This window comes from Candidatus Hydrogenedentota bacterium, from assembly GCA_019695095.1.
Classification (GTDB): domain Bacteria; phylum Hydrogenedentota; class Hydrogenedentia; order Hydrogenedentales; family SLHB01; genus JAIBAQ01.
The window spans coordinates 1-2,865 of sequence record JAIBAQ010000378.1; the positions used below are offsets into that span (position 1 = coordinate 1).

Here is a 2,865-nt window from a genome sequence, read left to right on the forward strand (position 1 = left end):
GCTTCCCATGCGAGCTTGCCCTCTTTAATGGACGATGCAAGATCGACTGCTTGATCGAGTTGCGCCACGCCGTCTTTCACCGGAAATGCGGACGCGCGCATCAGGTCGCCGGGCGGCACGTCGAGCGCCACTGCGCCGCCGGTACTCGTGGCTTCTGCCACATACACGCCGCGCGCCTCCAACTCGGGATGGTCTTTCAGCGTGACACCGCCCGCCGAGCCCGAGGGATACCCGCATTCGTCATACAACCACAGCATCATGCCGCGCTTCCGCGCCTCGCCGACCGCGCGGATGAACGCCTGCCACCGGGGTTCGCTCAACAGGTATTCGTTAAACGACACATTCGCGACAACGCCGCCGAAACCCTGCGCACTGAGCTTGTCCAGCATCGCATCCTGCGCCGCTGGTTCATCCGGAAAGTTGTGGATAATCTTCAGAATTCGCCCGTCATGCCCCGGCGACGCGAACTTCTCCGCCACCGGCCTTGCGTCGGCAGTCAACACCGCAGGCGTGGGCATGGGCACGTTGGACGGTGCATCCGCCGCACGCACACTGACTGCAGCAAGACACGTGAACGCCAACGCCGCTGTGAACTTCGAGACTAGCTTGATACGAATCATCGTTCTCCCCCAACACTCTCCAACGAGAGCGGTAACACCGATTCCATCGACCTCGGATGATACACGGTTTGCACGGAGGGGTCACGCGGCGAGCACTCCCGGGACAGAACCATCTGCGGTCGCTGCGGTCCGGAATTCAGGGACACGAATTCCTCGACTTCGATTAATGCGGCGCCGCGCTCGGCCATTATGGAGTGAGGAGACTGAACCACAAAATATGCCTGCCGACAGACATGCCTGCGAATTGATCTGTCTCCGTGGATCATGAGGCTACGCCAAAGCAGTTGGAAGCCAGTGAAAAGGTCACACGATGCGGACTCGATATGTATGATCTTCCCTGTGTACTCTGTGATCTCTTATCTGTGGTAAAAGGCATTGAAAACCTAGCCGTAGAAGATGAGGAGCGCGGTGAATCTCCATCTCATTCACTTCGCTTGGGGAAAGCTATCATGAACACCTACTTCAACAAGTTCGCAAGAATCATGGCAAGGAATCTATTTGTATTTGGTGTCGTCTGCATGGTTAGCGTCGCGGACTCCGAATCCCCGCGTCACTACTCGGTCCGTGACTTTGGCGCGGTGGGTGATGGCATACACATGGACACCGCAGCGATTCAGAAGGCGGTGGATGCGGCGGAGAATGGCGGCGTTGTCGAGTTTCCGGCGGGGACGTATCTGAGCGGGACGATCTTGCTGAAGAGCGGGGTTACGTTGCATCTCGATTTTGGGGCGACGTTGTTGGGCAGCACGGATCTCGCGGATTTCCCGGTTCTCGACTGCCCGTACCGCTCGTACACGGACAAATACACGCAGCGCGCGCTGCTTTGGGGATACGGTCTGCATGACATTGTGTTGACGGGTCATGGGACGATAAGCGGGCAGGGCGCGACGTTCGAGGGCAAGCCTTATCTGGAGCGCCCGTTCATTATCCGGTTCGTACAGTGCTCCAACGTGCGCGTGGAGGATTTGTCGCTTCGAGACGCGCCGATGTGGATGCAGCATTACCTGGCCTGCGACGGCGTGTACGTGCGCGGTATTCAGGTGTGGAATCACTGCAACAAGAACAACGACATGATCGACATCGACGGGTGCCGCGACGTGCGCATCTCCGATTGCATCAGCGACACGGACGACGATGGTCTTACGCTGAAGAGCACGTCGGACCGGGCCTGCGAGAACGTGGTCATCGCGAATTGCATTCTCGCGAGTCACTGCAACGCGTTAAAAATGGGTACGGAATCCAACGGCGGGTTCAAGAATATCGCGATCTCGAATTGTGCCATTCGACAATCGGCCGACGACCAGCCGATCGCGGGTCGCCGTGAGGGCATTTCGGGGATTTCGCTGGAAATCGTCGATGGCGGCACTCTAGATCAGGTCGTCGTCAGCAACGTGACCATCGACGGTGTACTCGTGCCGCTCTTCTTGCGGCTGGGCGACCGCGCGCGGCCATTCAAGCCGGACATGCCAAAGCCTGGCGTCGGCCGGTTCCGCAATGTTGTACTGAGCAACATCGTCGCGAAGGGTGCGTCGAAACTGGGGTGCTCCATCACGGGATTGCCGGAGCATCCCATCGAAAACGTGACGTTGGACAACATTCGGATTGAATACGCGGGTGGGGGTACGTTGGAGGATGCCGGGCGCGCGGTGGATGAATTGCCGGACAAGTATCCCGAGGCATTCATGTTCGGGACATTGCCAGCCTATGGATTCTACTGCCGTCACGTGGACGGGTTGACGTTGCGCAATGCGGGCGTATCCGTCGCGAGCGAGGATCGCCGGCCTGCGCTGGTGTGCGATGACGTGACACGGTTGCACATCGAGCAATTCGACGGTACGTGCGCAGAAAGCTCGCCTGGATTGATGCAGTTTCGCAATGTACGGCACGCCCTGGTCACTGGATGCAGCCCATCGCAGCACGTGCCGGTTCTTCTGAATGCACAGAGCGCCTGCAGCTCCATTTCTTTGATTGGAAATGACCTGAGCCACGTCGCGAAAGCAGTGGTTGCCGACCCAGGAACGCCTCGAAGAGCCGTGAAGTCAAAAGGGAACATGCGGGATCGATAGCCACCAGCAGAATCCCGAGTCGTTTTGTTTGCTGATTCTGCTTCTATGATCAGACAATAAACCGTCACCACTGAAACGGCATCCAAAGCGGTAACAAGAAGGAGGAAGGTACATCGTGTATAGCGTCAAGCCGGGCCGGGGGCCTTCCGCAATGAGCGCCGTGGGCGGTGTGATCTTCA

Annotated in this window: 2 protein-coding genes; one reads left to right on the plus strand and one right to left on the minus strand. The window is 58.3% G+C overall.

All coding sequences use genetic code 11. From position 1 onward, the window contains the following. The coding region (locus K1Y02_26605; protein MBX7259954.1) for a hypothetical protein at positions 1-620 on the minus strand (620 nt) is incomplete at its 3' end. 449 nt (positions 621-1,069) lie between these two features. On the opposite strand from K1Y02_26605, the gene K1Y02_26610 reads away from it, so the two are divergent. Beyond that, entirely contained in the window at positions 1,070-2,686 is a 1,617-nt protein-coding gene (locus K1Y02_26610) for a glycoside hydrolase family 28 protein (GenBank protein MBX7259955.1), read from the plus strand. The last annotated feature ends 179 nt before the right edge of the window (positions 2,687-2,865 follow it).

Bases quoted from the DNA above. Each gene is read 5' to 3' on its own strand.
- K1Y02_26610 (MBX7259955.1), top strand. From the start codon at position 1,070: ATGAACACCTACTTCAACAAGTTCGCAAGAATCATGGCAAGGAATCTA.